This window comes from Ruminococcus sp. YE71 (genome assembly GCF_900119155.1).
Taxonomy (GTDB): domain Bacteria; phylum Bacillota; class Clostridia; order Oscillospirales; family Ruminococcaceae; genus YE71.
On record NZ_FPIR01000002.1, the window covers coordinates 151,500 to 171,341 of the forward strand.

Annotated in this window: 13 protein-coding genes; 2 read left to right on the top strand and 11 right to left on the bottom strand. The window is 55.9% G+C overall.

What is annotated here, in order from left to right:
* The first annotated feature begins 143 nt into the window (after positions 1-143).
* The gene (locus tag BT142_RS02440; RefSeq protein WP_072416614.1) at positions 144-1,178 is read left to right on the top strand and encodes a hypothetical protein; all 1,035 of its coding nucleotides are present in this window, start codon (positions 144-146) and stop codon (positions 1,176-1,178) included.
* Positions 1,179-1,622: 444 nt separating this feature from the next.
* On the opposite strand, the gene BT142_RS02445 is transcribed toward BT142_RS02440, so the two are convergent.
* The 5 genes from BT142_RS02445 to BT142_RS02465 all read right to left on the bottom strand — a co-directional run bounded on the left by BT142_RS02445 (position 1,623) and on the right by BT142_RS02465 (position 8,566).
* On the bottom strand, positions 1,623-4,037 hold the full coding sequence (locus BT142_RS02445) for a glycogen/starch/alpha-glucan phosphorylase (protein WP_072416615.1): 2,415 nt from the start codon (positions 4,035-4,037) through the stop codon (positions 1,623-1,625).
* A 24-nt stretch (positions 4,038-4,061) separates the two neighbouring features.
* A complete protein-coding gene (locus tag BT142_RS02450) occupies positions 4,062-4,904 on the bottom strand; it encodes a hypothetical protein (protein WP_072416616.1) in 843 nt (280 codons plus the stop codon).
* A gap of 45 nt (positions 4,905-4,949) precedes the next feature.
* Positions 4,950-5,414, bottom strand: coding sequence for a hypothetical protein (locus BT142_RS02455; RefSeq protein WP_072416617.1), 465 nt, complete (start codon positions 5,412-5,414; stop codon positions 4,950-4,952).
* Positions 5,415-5,424: 10 nt separating this feature from the next.
* Positions 5,425-6,918 carry a 4-alpha-glucanotransferase gene (malQ, locus tag BT142_RS02460; RefSeq protein WP_072416618.1) on the bottom strand — a complete coding sequence of 498 codons (1,494 nt, stop codon included), beginning with the start codon at positions 6,916-6,918 and terminating at the stop codon, positions 5,425-5,427.
* A gap of 268 nt (positions 6,919-7,186) precedes the next feature.
* Positions 7,187-8,566 carry a CapA family protein gene (locus BT142_RS02465; protein ID WP_242871902.1) on the bottom strand — a complete coding sequence of 460 codons (1,380 nt, stop codon included), beginning with the start codon at positions 8,564-8,566 and terminating at the stop codon, positions 7,187-7,189.
* A 392-nt stretch (positions 8,567-8,958) separates the two neighbouring features.
* Here BT142_RS02465 and BT142_RS02470 point away from each other — a divergent pair, with 392 nt between their 5' ends.
* Positions 8,959-10,110, top strand: a complete 1,152-nt coding sequence (locus BT142_RS02470) for a cysteine desulfurase family protein (protein ID WP_072416619.1) — start codon at positions 8,959-8,961, stop codon at positions 10,108-10,110.
* A gap of 42 nt (positions 10,111-10,152) precedes the next feature.
* Here BT142_RS02470 and BT142_RS02475 read toward each other — a convergent pair whose 3' ends face one another.
* From BT142_RS02475 to uvrC, 6 genes are all read right to left on the bottom strand, one after another.
* Positions 10,153-12,165 carry a cellulase family glycosylhydrolase gene (locus BT142_RS02475; RefSeq protein ID WP_084659290.1) on the bottom strand — a complete coding sequence of 671 codons (2,013 nt, stop codon included), beginning with the start codon at positions 12,163-12,165 and terminating at the stop codon, positions 10,153-10,155.
* Between the two features lie 166 nt (positions 12,166-12,331).
* Positions 12,332-14,884 carry an ABC transporter permease gene (locus BT142_RS02480; RefSeq protein WP_072416620.1) on the bottom strand — a complete coding sequence of 851 codons (2,553 nt, stop codon included), beginning with the start codon at positions 14,882-14,884 and terminating at the stop codon, positions 12,332-12,334.
* On the bottom strand, positions 14,877-15,563 hold the full coding sequence (locus BT142_RS02485; protein WP_072416621.1) for an ABC transporter ATP-binding protein: 687 nt from the start codon (positions 15,561-15,563) through the stop codon (positions 14,877-14,879). The genes BT142_RS02480 and BT142_RS02485 overlap by 8 nt, the downstream gene beginning before the upstream one ends.
* A 447-nt stretch (positions 15,564-16,010) precedes the next feature.
* Positions 16,011-16,841 (bottom strand): sensor histidine kinase, encoded by an 831-nt coding sequence (locus tag BT142_RS02490; protein WP_072416622.1) that lies wholly within the window; start codon positions 16,839-16,841, stop codon positions 16,011-16,013.
* A complete protein-coding gene (locus BT142_RS02495) occupies positions 16,841-17,497 on the bottom strand; it encodes a response regulator transcription factor (RefSeq protein WP_072416623.1) in 657 nt (218 codons plus the stop codon). The genes BT142_RS02490 and BT142_RS02495 overlap by 1 nt, the downstream gene beginning before the upstream one ends.
* Before the next feature lie 434 nt (positions 17,498-17,931).
* Positions 17,932-19,779: an excinuclease ABC subunit UvrC gene (gene uvrC / locus BT142_RS02500; protein WP_084659292.1), complete on the bottom strand. Its 1,848-nt coding sequence runs from the start codon at positions 19,777-19,779 to the stop codon at positions 17,932-17,934.
* Between the last annotated feature and the right edge of the window lie 63 nt (positions 19,780-19,842).

Consider the following 19,842-nt stretch of genomic DNA (forward strand, 5'->3'; position numbering starts at 1 on the left):
AAGGGGGCTGGGGAAGAACCATTTTTAAGCCGTGCGAAGCTAAGGCGGACGTGCGAAGCTAAGGCGGACGTGCGAAGCTAAGGCGGGTTTCCCTCATCTAATACAGCACGCAACGACCCGATTACCCAAAGGAGCTGGGCTATATGGAATTTGGCATCAGAAACGATAAGATAACTAAGGCTCTGCTCAGGACTACCATACTGAAAGCAGTGACTGAGATAAAGCGCGACCCGAAAAGGAGCGTGCGCAACCTTGTGGACCTTGGGCTGAATTTTGCCGAGGGGTGCAATCAGCGCGAGATATTCGACATCACTCAGCAGTACCTCTCGAACGACGACAGCGCGTATTTCTCGCTTGCGGAGAACATCGTGAACACCATCGAACCCGACCACATCGTGGCTTTCGGGCTGAATTTCGGCTACAACGGCTGCACGAGCGGCGCGAGGATACTGCGCGAGAAACAGGAAGAGCTGGGCTGTCACATCCCGTTCCTGCTGGCGTTCACCGTGGACGACAGCGAGGACAGCATCACCGCCGACGACATCCGCAGCGCGGTCAGTCAGGGCATGGAGCTGGGTATCTACATCTACACGGTGATATGTTCGAGCGACGTCTACCCCGAGCTGCTGTCGATCGCGGAGGAGTTCGGCGAGTGCGCGTTCATCTACTTCGTGAACCCGAGAAGGCTCAGCCGCGAGATCATCAGCAGGACCAGCGAGATAAACAACCTCGTGACTTCCGTGCGCATGGAGGACGGGAACAGCCTCTGCCTTGAGACCGTTACCGCGCTCCGCGAACAGGGCTGCCCCGTGACGGTCCACTACGAGTACAGCGACGACACCCTCGGCGACGTGCTCTCAGATTCCGTGACCGAGCGCATGACCGAGACGGGCGCCATCGCAGGCATCTACTACCCAAAACACGGAACTTCACCCGAGACCGCCGCAAGGGTCGGCGAATACCGCACCGAGACCGTCCGCTCTCAGCAGTACCCGATATTTATCTTCGAGGGCTACAGCGACTCCGACCACTTCGACAGAATGTTCTCTAACACCGAGTGCTTCGTTCACTTCGTCAGCGGCGGCCGCGTCCTCTACACGACCTCCCAGAAAGTCCTCAACGACGCGTCTCTCTCAGACCACCCCCTCGCAGACATCCTCAAACGCGTGAGGTACTGAGGTGGAGTGCAGGTCTTACTGGGGGAAAACCTTTCTGAAGAAAGGTTCTCCCCCCAGACCCCCTTTCCAAAGACTTTTAATATTGTCGTCAGTTGGATGTGTGGGGGACGTTTGGCTATCACCGATTCAAGAGATGTATTCTATTATTTTCGGTAATTTTGATATGTAGGGTGGGAGATTGCTCCCACCTTTTATTTGTGCAAACACTTTCTGTGGGTTTCTTTATGTAGGGGCATCGCCCTATAGATAGACATTCTCTTTTGAAATGGTGATAGTCTATCTCCCCGACCTCAACCAACAACCGACATATTAAAAGTTTTAGTGAGGGGGTTTTGGGGAAGACCCTTTTTCAAAAGGGTCTCCCCCAAGAAAACCCGCACTCATGAAGTACAGGATAAGAAACAAACGGGTCAGGTACGTAAGGTACCCGACCCGTTGTTTTGGTCAGACTAATTTCCAGATGTTTTTAGCGTAGTCTTTGATGGTGCGGTCGGAGGAGAATTTGCCTGCCGAGCACATATTGAGCCAGCATTTTCTTGCGAAGGCGAGTTCGTCGCGGTATTCGCGGTTTACCTTGAGTTTTGCCTCGACGTAGGAGTTCAGGTCGCCGAGGAGGTAGTAATGATCGGGGACGTGCCAGCTTGCGCCGTCGGTGAGGGCGGCGTAGAGTTCGGTGAACGTACCCTCTTCGCCTGCGCGTTCGGGGTGGAGAGCGACCTCGCTGTCGTAGAAGCTGCCGTCGATAAGTTTATCGAGGACGCGTTTTATCTTCGGGTCAGCGAGAAGTTCGCGGGGGTCGTAGTCGGGCATGATCTTTTCGAGCTCTTCGACTCTTGCGCCGAAGATGTAGTTGTTTTCCTCGCCTGCTTCCTCGGCTATCTCGATATTTGCGCCGTCGTAGGTGCCGAGGGTCACGGTGCCGTTGAGCATGAGCTTCATGTTGCCCGTGCCGCTTGCTTCGGTGCCTGCGGTGGAGATCTGTTCGGAAACGTCGGAGCCTGCAACGAGTTTTTCGGCGTAGGATACGTTATAATTCTGCACGAAGATGACTTTGAGCTTACCCTTTACCTTCGGGTCGTCGTCCTTTTCGATAAGCTCGGCGATATTCTCGATGAAGCGGATGACAGCCTTTGCGCGGCGGTAGCCCGGAGCCGCCTTTGCGCCGAAGATGAAGGTCATTGGGGTGAAGTCCTCGATGCTGCCGTCCTTCAGACCGTAGTAGATGTAGAGTATCGAGAAGGCGTTGAGCAGCTGGCGCTTGTACTCATGCAGGCGCTTTATCTGGGTGTCGAAGATGGAGTTTGTGTCTATCGTGCCGAAGTCGCGTTCCGCCTTCGAGGAAGTGATGTAGTCGGCGAGCTGCTGTTTCTTCTGCTTTTTAATGGCGATGAATTCGCGGAGAACGGATTCGTCGTCGGCGTACTTTTTGAGCTTAGCCAGTTCGTCAAGGTCTTTCACCCAGAATTCCGAGCCCAGCAGGCGTGTGATGAGTGCGGAGAGTTCGGGGTTGCAGAGGCGGAGCCAACGGCGCTGAGTGATGCCGTTTGTCTCGTTGAGGAAGCGGTCGGGGTAGAGCTTGTACCAGTCAGCGAGCGTTTCGGCCTTGAGTATCTCGGTGTGGATAGCCGCAACGCCGTTGATGTGCGAGCCGACGTAGCACGCCATGTTCGCCATGCGCAGCTTGCCGCCGCCGATGGGGGCGAGTTCGGCTATCTTCTTCTTGTCGAAGCCCTCGGGCTTCTTTGCGTACATATCAGCCTTGAAGTACTCGGAGATCATCAGGCAGATCTCGCCGATGCGGGGCAGCAGCTTGTTGATAAGGCGGATGTCCCACTTTTCGAGGGCTTCCTGCATGATGGTGTGGTTGGTGTAGTTGAAGGTCTTCTGAGCGATGGAGAGCGCCTTGGGGAACTCGTAGCCGCGCTCGTCGATGAGGATGCGGATAAGCTCGGGGATGGAGATGACGGGGTGGGTGTCGTTGAGCTGTATCTGCACGAAGTCGGGCAGGCAGTCGAGGGAGCCGTGGCTGCGCTCGTGCTTTCTCACGATGTCCTGAACGGATGCGGAGGAGAAGAAGTACTCCTGACGCAGGCGAAGGATGCGGCCCTCTTCAAAGCTGTCGTTGGGGTAGAGGACTGCGGAGATGTTCTCGGCGTCGGAGCGCGAGCCCCATGCTTCGTGGAAATCGCCGCGGTTGAACTTCTCGAAATCGAACTGGACCACGGGTTCAGCCTGCCACAGGCGGAGAGTGCCGACGTTCTCGGTAGCGTAGCCGATGACGGGCATATCGTAGGGGACAGCCCTGACCTGATAGTCGGAGTAGGTAACGGTCACGGTGTCGATGTCGCAGCGTTCGCTCCAGGGGTCTCCGTAGCGCTGCCAGTCGTCGGCGTATTCCTGCTGACCGTTGGTGCCGTCTATCTCCTGACGGAAGAGGCCGTACTTATAGCGGATGCCGTAGCCGTCGAGGGGGATGTCGTGGGTGGCAGCCGAGTCGAGGAAGCAGGCGGCAAGTCTGCCGAGACCGCCGTTGCCGAGAGCCGCGTCCTCTATCTCCTCAAGCTCGCTGAGGTCTCTGCCGAGGGCTTCAAAAGCCCTGGACGCGTTGTCGGTGAGACCTGTGCAGAGCAGATTATTGTAAACGGCGCGTCCCACAAGGAACTCCATGCTGAGGTAGCAGGCGCGTCTGCCTTCAAGGTGAGAAGCGCGGGACTCGTCCCATCTGTCCTTGATGTCGTGCATGACCTCGCGGGAGAGGGCATGGTGGAGCTCCTGCGGAGTTGCTTTTTCGATGGTCGTCTCGAACTGGTCGTGCATACGGCGTTCGATGTTTGCTTTGAGTTTGTCTGTGTTTATCATTTTACTTACCTCCGGTATAATGAATTATGTTCTTATTATATATGATACTATGAACCATACGGGGATGCCGAGCAGCAGGCTGACAAGATTCGCCGTCGCAGCGTAAAGGCTCGCTTTCAGCTTGTCTTTAGGTGTCAGCAGCTTCGCGTATATCACCCCTTCAAGCCCGGTTATCACAAGCTCCGCGTAGATGAACGCGCCGCTGATCGTCTCGATAGCTGCGTAGAGCAGCAGCTGTGTCGCAAGGTTGGTCAGGTAAAACACGCGCTTGTTATGCCCCTCGCCGAAGCTGTACTTGAACAGCAGGAACACCGCCTTCTCAACAGCGAGCGTAAAGCCGCAGGTCAGCGCAAATTTCAGCGCCAGCGGTCCGAGATACCCTACTGCCTTTTCGCTGACCCTGCCCGACTGCACGTCGTAGGTCATGTAAGCGTTAAAGGCGCGGCGTTTGCAAGGCTCGGAGACATACACCTGTCCGCTTTCGGTCACGATGATGACGCGGAATTGTTCGGGAACGTTCATGTAGCAAAATTCGTACCTGTTTTTGTCGTTTGAGTGTCTGTACGGCGGTTCTATCGGGCAGCCGTGCCGTGCGCCGTAGCTTTCCTCGGAAACGTATGCGTCGATAGTCTCCATCATTTTTCTGTCCGCAGCCGATGCCTGATCTCGGTAGTATTGTTGTTCCTTGCTGTTATTTTCCGTATGATAGCACAGCAGGTCGATATAGTAGTTTTCATCGGGTGCGTTTTTCACCGTCAGGAAGATGCTTTCCTTCGGACCCATATCCGCGCTGACCGGCAGCGCTGCCAGAACAGCGATGACGACCGCCGTCATCAGCATGAAAATGCGTTGGTATGTGTTTTTCATGTGTATCCTTCCCTGTAATATCTGACGTATTCCGTGACGGATGCATTACACCACATACACTTTTCTGTTTTTGTCGAGTGCGCCGCTGTGAGTGTCGTGAAAGCGTCTGAACTCGTTGACGGTGCGTGATCCGGTCGAGTAAGTGACTGACCTGCCGCCGTTTGTGACGTAAAGCTCGCAGTTAAAGCGTGTTATCTGATGCCAGTCGTACTGAAACACCGTGATGGTGACAGGCTCGCCCAGCCGCTCATCATCTATCGTGAATGTGTAGCCGCCGTACAAGCCGCCTTTCGCCGTGATGCGGAGCTTTTCACCGTCGGCTGTGATGCTGCCGTGCCGTGTTGAAGCTCCGTCCGCCGAAAGCGCGACCTGTTCACCGTCAACGTAAAGCGTGACCGTACCCTTTATCCGGCTGCCGAGATAAAACCTGCTGCTGACGGGTATCACCTGCGTGAACAAGACCGCCAGGAAAACGACCGCCGCCGCTCCGGCTGCTATTTTTCTTTTCATAGGATCTTTTTTATTTCTTCTTTTTAATTTCTCCGAGCCGGTCGTAGATGCGGGTCAGGTCGTATATCTTCGCCGCAAGCTCATCAGTCAGCTCGCCGCCCTGCATACGCCATATCCAGTTGCCGCCGAGGGTCGAGGGGACGTTCATCCTCGCGGTGTTGTCCAGCTCAAGGAAGTCCTGCATCTGGGTGATGGCGGTCTCTGCCGAGCTTGCCCATGCCGCCCTTATCATCGCGAAGGGGATGTCTTTATTGCGCTTGACGTTCAGGTACTCGCGGCAGAATTTCAGGGTCTTGCGGTCGTTGTTCGCTATCCAGCCGACTATCGTCTCATTGTCGTGGGTGCCTGTGTAGCAGACGCAGTTGGGGGACTTGAAGTTGTGGGGCAGATAGTCGCTCTTGCCCGAGGGGTCGAAGGCGAATTCCAGCACCTTCATGCCCGGGTAGCCCGAGGCTTTCAGCAGCTTTGCGACATCCTTGGTGATGAAGCCTAAGTCCTCGGCGATGATGCGCTGTTTCCCGAGGGCGGCTTTCACCGCCTTGAACAGCTTCATGTCGGGACCCTTGCGCCACTCGCCGATGACCGCGTCCTCGTTGCCGAAAGGGATGGTGTAGTAGCTCTCAAAGCCGCGGAAGTGGTCGATGCGAACCACGTCGTAGGTGGTACACGCCGAGCGGATGCGCTCTATCCACCACTTGAAGCCCTGTTTTTCGTGGACGTCCCAGCGGTAGAGCGGATTGCCCCACAGCTGACCCTTTGCGGTGAACACGTCGGGGGGACAGCCTGCAACGTCGATGGGCTTTTTGTCCTCGTCGAGGTAGAAAAGCTCGGGGTGAGTCCACACCTCAACGCTGTCGTAGGCGACGTATATCGGGATGTCGCCGATGAATTCGATGCCGAGGGAGTTGACGTACTCTTTCAGAGCCGCCCACTGTTTCGCGTACTCGAATTGCAGGAATGTCCAGAAGCCGATGTCGTCGGCGTACTGTTTTCTCGCCTTTTCGACGGCTTTTTCCTCAAACATACGGAGGGGCTTTTCCCACTCGCACCACGCCTTGCCGCCGTGAGCGAATTTCAGCGCCATGAAGAGACCGTAGTCGGCAGTCCATTCGTTTGCCGCCGCGAAGTCTGCGAGGGCTTTGTCGCCCGACTTTTTGTAGTTGTCGTAGGCAGTGCGGAGAACATCGAAGATGACCTCATAGAGGTGGCCGTAATCCACGAAGCTGTCCTTGCCCCAGTCAACTTTTTTGTAGTCGGCGGGTTTAAGCAGGCCGTCCTTTTCGAGGAGCTCGAAGTCGATGAAGTAGGGGTTGCCCGCGTGTATCGAGAAGCTCTGATAGGGCGAATCGCCGTAGCTTGTGGGGGAGACGGGGAGTATCTGCCAGTATCTCTGCCCCGACTTTTTCAGGAAGTCGGCGAAGGCGTAGGCTTCCTTTCCGAGCTTGCCGATGCCGTATTCCCCCGAAAGTGAGGAAATGTGAAGAAGTATACCGCTTGCGCGCATGATAAGTTCATCCCTTTCAAAATGTGTCTGCCGAAAAAAACACAGACAGCCGAAAGACTGTCTGCATAGATGCGATATGTTTCCCGACAGCTTAGGCAATACCGCGCAACCACCTGCTTCGCCGGTGCAGCGCCTCTGACGCACAATGGTTGTGCGGTATTGCCTTTATTAATAGAACCATTTCTGTTATTTTAACATAAATTCAATAAAAAGTCAATACCTTTTTGTAAATACATCCAAAAATCAATGGATAAACAGGTCGGTTCTGTTATTCTATGCTCAAAAACTCCTGCGGGATGTAGGAAAGGCAGTTTTCGGCTTCCTGACGATTGAAGCCGTCGGAGTAGTTTCGGGCAAAAAGTTCGTCGGTATATTCGGCGTAGGGGTAGGTGGCGCAGTTGTACCAGTCGCTGTAGAAGCTGTCCGCCTCGTAGTGCTGAACGAGGGGGATAGCCTTCACGTTCTCGAAGGTCACCTTGCCCGAGGTCGGGTCTTTCACCACATTCATCTTGCCGAGGATGCCGATGGGCGAGTTCGGGTAGTACATGGTGGAGACGAAGTTGCCGAGGCCGTAGTAGCAGAACGCCTGTCCGCCGTCGGGCTTGTCGATGTAGCCGCAGGTACTGCAAGCGTGTGCCTGCGTGCCGATGATGAGGTCTGCGCCCCACTCCACGAATTTCGGGGCGAGGGTCGCCTGCTGGTCGTTGATGGCATTCAGGACTTCCGTGCCGAAGTGTGCGCTGACGACCACCACATCGGCGGCTTTGTCGGCGGCCTTTATCTCTTCCTCGATGCGGTCGAGTTCGTTCAGGTAGACCACCTTGCCGTTGTCGGCGTCGGGGTCGAGGAAAAAGCCGTTGGTGTGTTCCATGTAGCCGAGGAAGGCGAAGGTGATGCCGTTTATCTCGGTTGTGCGGATGGTGCGGCTGTCCTTGTCGTTACGGTACGCGCCGTAGTGGACGACGGGCTTCGAGTCCCAGTAGTCGAGGGAGCTTATCAGACCGTCCGCGCCCATATCGAGGACGTGGTTGTTGGACATGGAGATGACGTTCACGCCGAGTTTGTCAACCACGCAGTCGCCGTCGGCGGTTGGGGTCGCGAAGCAGGGGAAGGACGAGGGGCCGTACTTGTCGGTGACGAGGGTCTCCTGATTGAGGATCTTCAGGTCGGCGTCCTTGAAGTACTTTTCGGTGTGCTCGTAGACGGGGAAGAAGTCGTAGTGGTCGCCGCCGCGCTTCCAGGCTTCGTTGTAGATGTTGTCGTGGATGAGGTTGTCGCCGACGCAGACGAGGGTGACTCTGTTCGGGGTGTCGTTGACGGCGGAAAGGACTTTTTTCTCGGTGGTGATGCCGCTGTCGGACTTTTCGTCGGAATTGCTGTCGGTATCGGATGACGAGCTGTCCGCAGATGAACTGTCCGAAGCAGGCGTTACCGCACCCTCGGCAGACGAGGTCATCTCGGTGACCGCCGAGACCTCGGGTGCCGAACTGTCGGGCATGGTCTCGTTCGCCCGGCTCTCACCCGAACTTTCCGCCGTAGAAACACGCGCAGGCATATCGGTCTTCTCACTTATCTCGCTGCCGCAGCCCGCCGCCGCTACAGCCACCATCGCAGCCGCCACAGCTGCCAGCTTCTTCAATATCTTCAATACTATCCCTCCGTTTACGGGTCGTGAGTGCGTAGCTAAGGCGGCTCCCATTCCAAAGACTTTTAATATGTCGTTGGTTGTGGTCGGGGAGTTAGACTCTCTCCATTTCAAGAGAGAATACTTATCTATGTCCGAAGCGCTCTTGAACGTCTTTTTGGCAAGGGGCACGCTATATAGGAGAAGAACCACAAACTTTCCTATCATCACAAAGTTAGAAAGAACAACTGCCCCTTGCCAAAAAGTAATAAAAATTTTAGGAAAGGGTTTCCCACGGTAAGACCTGCACTCTTTAAACCATTATAGCACTAAAGGGCGGGGGATGTCAAGGTGGTGCTTGACAGTGGGTGGGTTCTGTTATATAATATGTAGAGCGAGGCGAGAGGGGGATATTGATGAAGAAGAGGAATGTTTACTGTGACAATGCTGCCACGACTGCGGTGACAAGGGCGGTGCTGGAGGCTATGATGCCGTACCTTACCGAGTGTTTCGGGAACGCTTCGAGCGGATACAGGCTGGGGCGGCAGGCGGCTAAGGCGGTGCTGGATGCGCGGCGGAGTATCGCTGCCGAGCTGGGGGCGGAGCCTGATGAGATATTCTTCACCTCCTGCGGTTCGGAGTCGGACAACTGGGCGGTGAGGGGTGCTGCCGAGCTTGGGGCGCTGGCGGGGAAGCGGCACATCGTCACGACCGCGGTGGAGCATCATGCTGTGCTCAACTGCTGCAAGCACCTTGAACGGCTGGGTTTTGAGGTGACGTATCTGATGCCCGACAGGTTCGGGAAGGTGAGTGCGGAGAGCGTCGAGGGGGCGCTGCGTGACGACACGGCGCTCGTTTCGGTGATGACCGCCAACAACGAAGTCGGGACGCTGATGCCTGTTGCAGAGATCGGCAGGATATGCCGTGAGAGGGGAGTGCTGTTCCACACCGACGCGGTGCAGGCGGCGGGGCACATACCCGTGAACGTCCGCGAAATTGGGGCGGATATGCTCTCGCTGTCGGGACACAAGCTGCACGCTCCGAAAGGGGTGGGGGCTCTGTTCATCCGCAGGGGCGTGAAGCTGCCGAGCTTCATAGACGGCGGCTCGCAGGAGTACGGCAGGCGTGCCGGTACGGAGAACGTGGCAGGGATAGTCGGGCTCGCGAAGGCGTTGAGCGACGCGGCGGACAGCCTTGCCGAGCGGACGGAGCGGCTCACGCGGATGAGAGGGCGGCTCGAACAGGCGCTGCTCGGGATAGAGGGGGCGCGGCTCAACGGGCATCCCGACGACAGGCTCCCTGCGACGGTGAACGTTTCCTTCGGGGGGCTTGAAGGGGAGAGCCTGCTGGTGATGCTGGATATGTACGGCATCAGCGCTTCGAGCGGTTCGGCGTGTACGACGGGGCAGGATGCGCCCTCGCACGTTCTGACGGCCATGGGGCTGACCGAGGACGCGGCGAAGTCGAGCATACGTTTCTCGCTGGGGGACGACTGCACGGACGAGGACATCGGGTATCTCGTGCAGGCTGTTCCCGAGGCGGTGGCACGTCTGCGGAGCATGAGATAAAAAAGAGAGGTCACTTCCGCAGGGGAAATGACCTCTTTTCGATTATTTCAGACCTTTTGCTTTTTTGAGGGTGATGCCGTTGTCGCCGAGGGGGATAGCGTGGTCGAGGCCGACGAACTTGCCGTCCTCCTGCCAGAGGACTTCCTTGACGAAGTTATACTTCTCGTCGTCCCAGGTCTTGAAGTCGTCCAGCACGAGACCGCCTGTGTCGCCGCTGTTGGCGTTGAAGCACCAGAAGGTGTGATGCAGGTTGTACTTCTTGATGAGGGTGCGCATATGCGTCATCCAGGTGATGTTGGGCTCGGTCATGAAGCCGCCCCATTCGCCGATGAGAAGGGGAGCGGTCTTTTTCTCGTAGATGTAGAACCAGTTGTCCTTCCAGCAGTCCTTCATCAGCGAGTCGTAGTCGTAGCTGCCCTCGAACCAGGGCTGCTGATATACGGTGGGGCCGTAGTCGTGGGGGGAGTACACCAGTTTGTCCTGATGCTTGCCGAGGTCGATGGGGTAGTCCTTGACGCCGCGGAGATTTCCGCCCCACCAGTTGAAGTAGTAGTCCTCATTGTCGGTGGACTTGTAGTTGCCCTTTTTCTTCGGGTAGGTCTCGGTGCCTTCGACCATTATGAGCACGTTGGGGTTCTTTTTGAGCACCTTGCCTGCGGCGGTCTCGGCAACGTATTTCCAGTTGTTCGCGTCCTTGGAGTCGTCCCATTTTGCGGCAGCGTCGCCCTCGTTGGGCTTGCCGTGGGGCTCGTTTTTCAGGTCGAACGCGATGATGGTGTCGTTATCCTTGTAGCGGTCAGCCATCCATTCGAGAGCGGCGTAGTACTCCTTTACGGAGACCTTGTCGGTGTACCAGAGGTTAGCGTTGTGGCCTGCCGCGTCGGTATTTGCGGAGTGGATGTCTATCATGACCTTCAGGCCGTTCTCCTCAGCCAGCTTCAGGAAGTAGTCGAATATCTGAAGGCTGTTCATGGAGTTGAGCTCGGTGTTGTAGGCGTTGTTGTAGTTTGCCTGGGGGTAGTTGCCGTCAGCCCAGTTGTTTATCAGCTCTGCCGAGAAGGGAACGCGGATGAGGTTGAAGCCGTGGTCGGCGATAGCATCGACGCTCTCGGTCAGGACGCTGTTCCACAGGCCGTCGAAAACGTTTGTGCCCGTGTTGTAGCCGAACCAGTTGCAGCCTGTCAGCCAGACTTCCTTGCCGTCCTTGTCGAGGATGCGGTTGCCGTCGGTGTGGAGCCAGTCGTCGCCCTGCTTTGCCTTCGGGGAGCGTTTGAGCAGCTCGTCAACGTTTACGGAGGCGTTCTGGTCGCCGCCGTTGTTGTTATTATTGCCGCCGCTCTGCTGGGTGGACTTGGGGGTGCTGCCTTTTTTGATGGTGCATTCGGTGCCCGAGAGCTTTGCGCTCTTGACGTTGAGAGCCACTGAAGTGCCGATGTTGCAGCCGAGGTCGCCGAGGGTCGCGCCTGCGGCTATCTCGCTGTTGAATTCGGCGGGGGTGATGGTGAGGGTATCGCCCGAGCAGGTGTAGGTGCCGCACCAGCCGTCGCACTTTTTCAGACCCTCGATCTCCAGTTCGAGCTTCCAGTCGGAGACTGCCTTGCCCGAGTTGTTCTTGACCGAGATGCTCATGCCCGTCATCACGGCGTCGCCGTCCTGCCAGCTGTTGTCGCCGCTGTAGTAGAGGATGAAGCCCTCGCCCTCGTCCTCGTCCTTATCGGACTTCGATTCGGACTTGCTGTCGGACTTGCTCTTCGCCTTGCTTTCAGCCTCGGAAGAGGTGTCATCGGCGGAGCTTGTCTCCTCGCTGTCCTCATCGGTGCTCTCGGAGCTTTCATCTTCCTTCTTGCTCTCCGAAGAAGCGGTGGTGACCGCCTTGCTGGGGGTGCTGTCGGTTTTCAGCTTATCGTCATTGTCCTTGCCTGTCGCGAGTGCCACCACCGCGATGATAAGGCCTATCACCAGCACGTTTGCCGCGATGATGATGCCTTTGACGGTAGATCTGGACACTGTGACAGACGAGCTGTCGTTCTGTTTCTGACCGTTGTTTTCGCTCATACTTTTCCTCCTTAAATGATCGTCAAACAGTTCCGTCATTTATACATTAACAATTATAACATATTAATTTTTAAATTTCAATGCAAAAATACGAAAATATGCAAAAAATTACGCGGTGCATGACCGTTGGATTTTCGGCCGCGCACCACGCTTATTTTAGGGGGTATCAGTTTTCTCTGAGGCGGTCAACTATGCTTTCGCGGTTGATGACCTTGTACGCCGTCGCGGGGATCGCCGCCGACAGAAGTATCAGTATCGGCAGGCAGACCAGTATCGGCAGTATGTTGAAGCTGTAGCTGAAAAAGATCATCTCCTTTGCGAGATTCCTCAGCAGGAGCAGGCTGAGCAGGGAGCTTAGCACTATCGAGCTGACTGCGGTCAGCACCGAGTAATGCACGCCCTCCCACATGAGCATCGCTTTCAGCTGCCTGCCTGTCATGCCGACCGCGTTCATCATGGCGAGTTCGCGCTTGCGGGAGATTATGCCCGTGACCACGGCGTTCACGAAGTTCAGGATGCCGATGAGCGCGAGTATGCCGCAGAGGGCACCGCCCACTATCCTGATGACCTTTGTCAGGTCCTTGTACTCATCCATGTAGTCGCTCTTGCTCTTGCAGATGAGGGAGTTTTCCGACAGTTCGGTGAAGGCGTCTAACTGAGTGCCCGCCCTGTCGATGTCCTCTTTGTCTGCGCCGACTTTCACGAGCATGGCGCTGCGGTCGTCGGTCAGTTCCATATAGGCGCTCTCGGGGATGGTGATATGTACGCTCAGCATATCGTATTCCTGAGTGGACAGGGGGTAGGGGATATCGGAGACCGCCATGACCTTGAAGGTCTTTATCTGTTCGTTTGTGCCCCTGACGGTTATCGTATCGCCTGTCTTGCAGAGGTCGTCGATGGGGTCGTTTTCGGAGTCGTCGAGGTTGATGTACTTTGTGTAGACCAGCGCGTAATCTCCACTCGCGAACTTCTCGGCGTCGATGCTGCCCTCTTTCGGGGTTATGTCGGCGAGGATGTTCTGCGGGATGCCGTAGAGGTCGGAGCTGATGCAGCCTTTTGAATGTGCGTAGAAGGTGTAGTCGCTGTCGGTCTTGCCGTATGCGGCTTCGAGGGCGTCGTATCTTTCGAGGACAGTGCCTTCGAGCATGAGCTCTCCGTGTTCGCAGTAGACGGGGTCGGCGCTCTTCACGCCGTCGAGGGACGCGATCTCTTCTATCTGTTCGGGTGTGACCGTGTTGTAGGTGCCGTCGAAACGGTTCCCGGGGGTGTTCTGACGCTTTATGATGAAGTCGCCTACTATCATATTGCTGAGGTATTTATCCATGTCGAGTCCGCCGAGGAAGGTGAAGAGGGTGTTGGTCAGAATGATGCTGAGGGTAAGGGACAGCACCACAACGACTATCTTTCTCCTGCTGCGGAGCATACTGCTTTTTGCGATGGAACGGGGACTGAGTTTCTTTGTCTGTTTGTCTTCGTTCTTTATGTTAGCAGTTTCGTTGTATCTGAGGGCTTCGATGGGGGAAGCCTTGGCGGCAGCCTTGCAGGGCTTGCGGCTGCTTATCATGACCGTCTCGAAGGTGAAGAGCGCGGAGATGATGCAGATGATTGCCATCATTTTCGGGCTGACGGCATAGCTCTGAGCGGAGATGAGGTTGATTATCCTGAGTATCATGCCGATGCTGACCTTGCCGATGACAAGGCCTGTCACGAGACCGAAGGGTATGCCTGCCGCGCAGTATATCCGTGCCTGAGTGCGCACCATGCGGCGTATCTGTTTTTCTGTGGTGCCGATGGTCTTCAGCAGGCCGTAGCTGCGGATATTCGCCGAGATGTTTATGCTGAAGATGTTGTAGATTATCAGGTAGCCCGCGCTGAATATGATGAGGGCGAAAATGACTATCGCTGTTATGGTGCCGCCGTCGATGCTGCCGGCGGCATACGCCCAGTTGACGCCGTATCCCGGGACTTTGCCGTCGGGGTAGAGGCGTTTCATCAGTTTTTCGGTCTTGCCCTCTATATCCCAGCTGTTAGCGAAGTCGAAGTCCACCTGATAGTAGCCTGCAAGGCAGGTGAGGTCGGTATCGTAGAAGCTGACATCGGGGGTAGGGGCGTATTTTTCCTGAAAGGCTTTTGAGACCCAGCACTGCTGTGCCATGCTCACCCTGTCGCCCTGCCAGAAGCCGCAGAGGGTCATGGGCTGTTCGACCGTGGTCATGGCTCTGTCGTTTATTATCATCTTCATTGGGACGGTGATGCCGAGTTCGTGGGGGAGACCGAGTTCATCGAGGAAGAGGGTGCTGACCGCCACCTCGTCGAAGCTTTCGGGGAGCCTGCCTTCGGTGGGAGCGCAGAACATAGCCTCGGCGTTTTGCAGGCTGAGGGCGCAGTTGACTTCTGCCCTGAAATTCCTCAGTCTCTCGTCGGAAACCTGACCGACGATGATGCGGCTGCTGACGTTGCGGGTCTTGCTGTCTGCCGCGACCTTTTCGGCGTCCTCGGGCAGGACGTATTTCAGACCCGCCATCGAGCTTGCACCGACCTGACGCATAGTCTCCTGCTGAGAGCCGTTTATAAGGCTGCCGCCGATGGTGGCGAGCACTGTGAACAGCACGCAGGTCAGCACTATCGAGAGTATCACTACGAAGCTCATCTTGCGGTCCTTTTTCAGTTCGCGGACTGCGAGCCGTCTGATAAGGCGGCGGTTGTTCACCTTAGTCATTCTGCTCACCGCCCTTGATGATGTGACCGTCCTCGATGCGGATGATGCGGTCTGCCATCTGTGCGATAGCCTCGTTATGGGTTATCATGACGATGGTCTGGGAGAAGCGCTGACCCGTGACCTTGAGCAGGCTGAGCACATCCTGAGAGGTCTTGCTGTCGAGGTTGCCCGTAGGTTCGTCGGCGAGTATCATAGCAGGCTTTGCGGCGAGGGCGCGGGCGATGGCGACGCGCTGCTGCTGACCGCCCGAGAGCTGATTCGGAAGGCGTTCCTTCATATCGGTAAGGCCGATAGCGTCGATGACCTCGTTGACGAATGTTTCGTCTGGTTCGCTGCCGTCGAGCTGTATCGGGAACACGATATTTTCGTACACGTTAAGGGTCGGCAGCAGGTTGAACGACTGGAACACGAAGCCTATCTTCCGTCTGCGGAAGATGGTGAGCGATTCGTCATCGAGGGAGAAAATATCCTTCCCGTCCACGAACACCTTTCCCGAAGTAGGTCTGTCGAGTCCGCCGAGCATATGCAGAAGCGTTGATTTTCCGCTTCCCGAAGTGCCGACTATCGCCGCGAATTCGCTCTGTCCGATGCTTATCTCCGCGTTTTCGAGTGCCGTGACCTTATTCGTTTCCTTGTTTCCGTATGTTTTTGTCAGTCCTTCTGTTCTGAGTATCTCCATTTCTTTTCACCTCACAAAAAATGCAGCAGTCTTTTTCTCTGCTGCATTTATTTTAGCAAGCGATACTTTCCACAATCTTTCTGAAATCTAACAGTTTTGAAAGATTGTTGGTTGGTTTTTGGTGTGTGTTTTTTTATTTGGCTTCGCCAAATTCGGGGGTTTGGCTCGGATCGCTTCGCTCTCTCGCCAAAATAAAATCGGCAAATCGTTTGTTCTTGTAGGGGGGGCTGTGGTTTTTTAGTGCTGCGGCTTTCGGGACGTTTTTTTGGGGGGATTTGCCGATTTTATTTATGGGGGCTGCTTGGGTACGCTTACGGGGCGGAGCGATATTCCCTCGGCGGGGGCTCCTCGCCCCCGAGCCCCTCGCCGGGACCCTTTGAAAAGGGTCACCGGACCCCTAAACTTTTTGATTCTCCGGCGAGGACGGGATGTTTGTGTGGTTATTTTTTATTTCGGGAGGTATAGTTTGAATGTTGAGCCGTTTACTTTCCTTTCGGCTGTTATATATCCGCCTTGCTCTTCGGCTATCTGCCTCGCAAGATATAATCCTATACCTACTCCGTTCTGCTCCCTTACTTCCCGACCCCTGTAAAACCTCGTGAATATCAGTTGTAATTCACTCTCGGGGATGCCTATGCCGTTATCGCTTACCGATATGCTCACAAACATCTCGAAACTCTGCGCACTGACCCTTACTTCGCTGCCCTCGGGCGAGTACTTCACCGCATTGTCGATGAGGTTGAATAACGCTTCCTGCGTCCACTTGCTGTCGAAATTCGCCGTAAAATCGGGCTCTTCCGTCTCGATGCGGATGTTCTTTGCATCCGCCGACATCCTCGCCTGACCTGCGGCTGAATCTATCAGCTCGGCGATACTCCCCTCGGTGGGGGTGAGCTGTATCGTGCCCGTTTCCAGCCGCGACATCTTCACCAGCGAATCTATCAGCGAGGACAGCTTTTCCGACTGGTCGCGTATCTCGCTCACGAGTCCGCGGCTCTCTTCGTCAAGCGGCTGTTCTTCCAGCAGCTGGATGTACAGCAGTATGTTCGAGATGGGCGTCCGCGTCTGATGCGAGATGTCCGAGACCAGCTCTTTCAGCGTGGCACGTTCCTTCTCGGTCTTCAGGTGCGAGAGCTTCGAGGTGGTAAGGTACCTCAGCCACTTGGTCTCGAGCTTCGAGAGCTTTGTCTCGTCGTAAGCCGACTCCTCGAATGTTCCGTTTATGCCGTCGTCCAGCATTTTCTCCAGTCGTGATAAAACTTTTTTCTCGCGGAACATCACGTCGCCCTCCACACGTAGCCGATGCCGTAGACGGTCTGTATGCGGTCAGCCGCGCCGAGCTTCCTGCGCAATCGGTTGACCGTCACCGAGAGGGCGTTTTCGTCAACGTAGTCCGCGCCGTCCGTCCATATCCTGTCGATGAGACGCTCACGCGGTAGGGTCATGTTCCTGTTTGCCACCAGCATCCGCAGAAGTTTCTGTTCGGTCTTGCTGAGCTCCACCGACCGCCCCGAAGCGGTGAACTCCATCCTGTCGAAATCGAAGGTGAAGTTCTCGTCCGAGTAGACGGCGTCGGTGGTCTTCGCGGTGCTTCTGAGCAGCTTCGCGATACGCGCCCTCAGCACCATCAGACTGAACGGCTTGGTCATGTAGTCGTCCGCGCCCAGCTCAAGACCCATGACTTCGTCGGTCTCAAGATCGTTCGCGGTCAGTATCAGCACGGGCGTGTCCGACGTCTGACGCAGCTTCCGCAGAAAGTCGAAACCGTTGCCGTCAGGCAGGTTTATGTCCAGAATGATGAGGTCGGTGCGCTCGCAGGGGTCGAAGTCCCCCAGCCTGAACAGCTGCCTGAACGTCATATCCTCACTCCTCAGCGCGATCGCAATACCAGTGTTCAGCGCCTTGTCATCCTCAATTATCGTAACGTGCTTCAATGTCTGCCTCCATTTGGCTCTCTTTTCGGGGAGAGTGCGGGTTTTTCTGGGGGAAACCCTTTTAAAAAAGGGTTCTCCCCCAGACCCCCTTTCCTAAAATTTTTAATACTTTTTGGCAAGGGGTTGTGTTCTACTTTACATTGTGCAGGTCGGGAAGTTTGTGATTCTCTTTTTATATAGGCTGCCCCTTGCCAAAAAGACGGTCAAGGGTGGTTTACGCTTCATTCTGCGATCGGGTATTGGCTTTGTCGGAGATAGCGGAGAAAACCCTACATCTCCAACCCGTCCAAAAGACGTTCAGACGGCATCTCATGAAATGGCGAGAGACTATCTTCCCAACCAAATCCACCTGCCAGCATATTAAAAGTTTTAGGAAAGGGGTTTGGGGGAGAACCCTTTTTCAAAAGGGTTTCCCCAAAGAGATCCCCCACTCTCTACCCGTCGTTGCGGTGAATGTAAGCGTAGAGGGCGTCGGCGACTTCGGGGGGGATGCCTGCGGCGGATGCGAGTTGGTCGGGGGAGGCTTTTTCGAGGGCCTCCTTGGTTTTGAACTCGGTCATAAGTTTACGGACGCGTTTTTCGCCGATGCCTTTCACCGAAGTCATGCCTGCGGTGAGGGTGCTTTTGGTGTGTTTGGCGCGGGTGTAGCCGATCGCGTAGCGGTGGACCTCATCCTGTATCTGGGTCACGAGGTTGAATGCGCGGCGGTAGGCGTGCAGGCTTATCTCGTGGTCGGAGGCGGTCGCGGCGCGGGTGCGGTGTTTCGAGTCCTTGACGAGGCCGTAGATGGGCACGGTTATCCCCATGGAGCGCACCAGCGGCGTGATGGTGGCGACGTGACCCTTGCCGCCGTCGAGGAGTATCAGGTCGGGCAGGGTGGAGAAGCCCTCGTCCTCCTGCTCGTAGTAGCGTTTGAAGCGGCGTTCGACGGCTTCGCTCATAGCGGCGTAGTCGTTCTGGTCGGTGACGGTCTTTATCGAGAACTTTCGGTAGAAGCGTTTGCAGGGGCGGCCGTTCTCGAACACGACCATTCCGCAGGTCATGTCGTCGGAGCCGAAGTTCGAGATATCATAGCACTCGATGAAGCGGGGCGGTTTTTCGAGACCGAGGGCTTTCGCGAGCTCTTCGAGAGCGCCTATCTCCTTGCCCGTCCTGCCGACGCGGAGCGAGAGATGTTCGCTGGCGTTGGATTTCGCGAGGGTGGTGAGCCGCACCATCGCGCCCCTCTGCGGCACGGAGATATTCACCTTGTGGCCGCACTTTTCCGAGAGGTACTGTGAGATGAGCACGCCGTTCTCGATGGGTTCGTCAAGCAGGATGTCGTGGGGTATCTCGTCGCGGGTGCGGTAGAATTCGAGGATGTAGCCCTCACGCATACTCGAACCCTCGTCGGTCATGCCGAGGGGGGCGGAATGCTTGTCGAAGAGCTTTCCGCCGCGGTACATCAGCACGCTGCCGAACGCCTGTCCGCTGTTGCAGCTGACCGCGAAGATGTCCATGTCTTTGAGCCCTTCGCTGACTATCTTCTGGTCTTCGGCGGCTTTTTTGATGGCATTTATCCTGTCGCGGAGCTTTGCGGCAAGCTCGAAATCGAGTTCTTCCGAAGCCTTGTACATCTGTTCGGTCAGCCGTTCGACGCTTGCCTGAGAACCGCTCTTGATGTACTCCACCGCCTGTTTCACGGTCTCGCGGTACTCTTCCTCTCCGATCTTGCCCTGACAGACGCCCATGCACTGTCTGATGTGGAAATTCAGGCAGGTGCGGCCTTTGCCGAAGTCTCTCGGGAAAACTTTTCGGCAGGTGGGCAGCATGAATACCTTGTTGGCTTCGGCGACCGCCTGACGCACCGAGTAGGAGCTGATGTACGGCCCGATGTACTGTGCGCCGTCGTCCTCCTTCTGCAAAACGGCGGTCAGACGGGGGTACGGCTCGTCGGAAACGCGGATGTAGCTGTAGCCCTTGTCGTCTTTCAGGCAGATGTTATACTTCGGCGAGTACTGCTTGATGAGCGAGCATTCCAGCACGAGCGCTTCAAACTCGGAGTCGGTCACGATGAAGTCGTAATCCTTGACGAGGGTGACCATCTTCCAGACCTTCGGCAGGTGATCCTGCCCCTTGCGGAAGTAGCTGGAAACGCGGTTGTGCAGGTTTTTCGCCTTGCCCACGTAGATTATCTTGCCCGTGCTGTCCTTCATGAGGTAGCAGCCCGGCTTTGTGGTGAGCTTTGAGGTCTTGTCGCGCAGATAGGCGAGATTCGGGTTCTCCTGCTCGGTAACGTACATTCTATCCCTCCGTGAGAAACACAAACAGCGGCAGAGCTTTCTCTGCCGCCGAAGTTGTTATTT